Source organism: Spirillospora sp. NPDC049652, from assembly GCF_040675125.1.
Lineage (GTDB): Bacteria > Actinomycetota > Actinomycetes > Streptosporangiales > Streptosporangiaceae > Spirillospora.
Genome location: NZ_JBFAOF010001011.1, coordinates 1 through 2464, shown reverse-complemented (window position 1 = coordinate 2464; position 2464 = coordinate 1). Strand labels below are relative to the sequence as shown.

Genomic DNA, 2464 nt, shown 5'->3' with positions numbered 1-2464 from the left:
TCCACGACGACGGCATCGGCCTCACCGAGGACGAGGTGCACCGGCTGCTGGCCACGATCGGCCGGTCCTCCAAGCGCGACGAGCTCGGCTTCGCCCGGTCCGACTTCCTCGGCCAGTTCGGCATCGGCCTGCTGTCGGCGTTCCTGGTCGCGGACGAGATCGAGGTCGTGACCCGCTCCGCCCGTCCGGCCGAGGGCGAGGGCGCGCGGGCGGCCGTCCGGTGGGTCGGGAACGCGTCCGGCCACTACCGGGTCGAGCCCGCCGAACGCGACGAGCCCGGCACCACGGTGACGCTGCGGCCGCGGCCCGGCGCGTCCGACCTGATGGCGCCCGCGACGGTCGCCGACCTCGCCCGCGCCTACGGCGGCCTGCTGCCCATCGACCTGACCGTGGAAGGCGTGCGGATCACCGGGGACGGGCCGCCCTGGCGCGCCGCGCATCCCGATCCCGCGCGCCGCCGCCGCGCCCTCGACGCCTACTGCCGCGAGGTGTTCGGGTTCGAGCCGTTCGACGTCATCGACCTGGACGTCCCGGAGGCCGGCCTGAACGGCGTCGCGTTCGTCCTGCCGCAGGCCGTCCCGCCGACCTCGCGCGGCGCGCACCGCGTCTACCTGCGCCGCATGCTGCTCGCCGAGAACGTCGAGGGCCTGCTGCCCGACTGGGCGTTCTTCGTCCGCTGCGTCGTGGACGCGGGGGAGCTGCGCCCGACCGCCAGCCGCGAGGCCCTGTTCGAGGACGAGCTGCTCGACGCGACCCGGCAGGCGCTCGGCGAACGCGTCCGGCAGTGGCTGGTCGGGCTCGCCGAGACCGACCCGTCCCGGATGCGCGCGTTCCTGCGGCTGCACCAGCTCGGCGTGAAGGCGATGGCCCTGCACGACGACGACATGCTCCGCATCGTCGACCGCTGGCTGGAGTTCGAGACCTCCGCCGGGCCGATGACCCTGAACGAGTTCCGCCGCCGGCACCCGGACGCCCGGTACGTCACCGGCGTGGACGAGTTCCGCCGCCTCTCGGCCGTGTCCGGCGCGCAGGGCGTCGGCCTGGTCAACGGCGGCTACGTGCACGACACCGAGATCATCGAGCGGCTGCCCGCGATCGACCCCGACGCCCGGATGCGCCGCCTCGAACCGGCCGAGCTGACCACCCACTTCGGCGTCGTCGACCCCGACACCGAGCTGCGGCTGCGGCCGTTCCTGGCCGCCGCGCAGCGCGCCGTCGAACGGCTCGGCTGCGAGGTCGTGGTCCGCGACTTCGACCCGGCGTCGCTGCCCGCGCTGTACCTGACCAGCCGCGCCGCGCAGCACCGCGCCGAGCTGGAGGAGGCCCGCGAGCTGGCGGACGACCTCTGGTCCGACGTGCTCGGCGCGCTCGGCGCGACGGCCCCGGCCGAGCGCCCGCAGCTCGTGCTGAACCACCGCAACCCGCTGACCCGGCGGATCGCCGCGCTCACCGAGGCGTCCCTGGTGGAAGTGGCGGTGCAGGCCCTGTACGGGCAGGCGCTGCTGCTCGGCCACCATCCGCTGCGCCCGGCCGACAGCGCGGTGCTGAACCGTTCCTTCCTCGGCCTGCTCGACTGGGCCGTGCACACCCCCGCCCCGGAGGCCGACCTGTGACCGCCGACGTCTACGAGCTGATGGCCCGCGCCGAGGAGCTGCCCTACGGCGAGACCAGGACACTCCTCGTCGAGGACGCGCTGCGCCGCGCCGAGGCCGCGGCCGACGCCGAGCTGGCGTTCCGCGTCCGGATGGGGCTGACCACCGCCTACCAGTACGGCGGCGAGCCCGCCAAGGCGTTCACCACGTTCAGCCGCTGCCTGGCCGAGTACGACCGCGACCCGGCCCGGCACGACGCCGAGCACCGGCTGCTGTGGCAGATGAAGTGGATCGTCAACTCGCTGACGCTGTTCCCGGAGATCCCGCTCGACCGCACCCGCGCCGTCCTGGAGGACATGGAGCGGCGGTACCGGCTTGGCGGGCACAGCCTCCAGGCCGTCTACCACTACCGGCACGCCGTGGCGCAGCACATCGGCGACATCGAGGCGGCCGACGAACTGTTCGCCAAGTGGCGGGCGGCCGAGCGCGACGCGCTCTCGGACTGCGAGGGCTGCGACCCGTCCGGGCTGGCCGACCACCTCGCCGACCGCGGCCGGGACGAGGACGCGCTCGCCGTCGCCGCGCCGGTCCTGAGCGCCGAGCTGAACTGCTCCGAGCAGCCGCAGGACATGCTCACCACGCTGCTCCCGGTCTACCTGCGCACCGGGCGGCTCGCCGAGGCGCGCGACGCGCACCGCCGCGCCTACCGGCTGCTCCGGCCGAACCTCGCCGACCTGACCCACATCGCCGAGCACGTGCGGTTCTGCGCGGTGACCGGGAACGAGCCGCGCGGGCTGGAGATCCTGCAGCGGCACCTCGGGTGGCTCGACCGCGAACCGCATGGCCGCGAACGGGCTCGGCGCGCGGTCGAG

The 2464-nt window shown here is 74.8% G+C and carries 2 protein-coding genes; both read left to right on the top strand.

Going from position 1 to position 2464, the window contains the following annotated elements; translation table 11 throughout:
* Nucleotides 1-1613: HSP90 family protein (locus AB0J52_RS36175; protein ID WP_500187417.1), on the top strand; the 1613-nt coding region annotated here is incomplete at its 5' end.
* On the top strand, nt 1610-2464 hold an 855-nt coding region (locus tag AB0J52_RS36170; RefSeq protein ID WP_500187416.1), incomplete at its 3' end, for a hypothetical protein. The genes AB0J52_RS36175 and AB0J52_RS36170, both read left to right, overlap by 4 nt.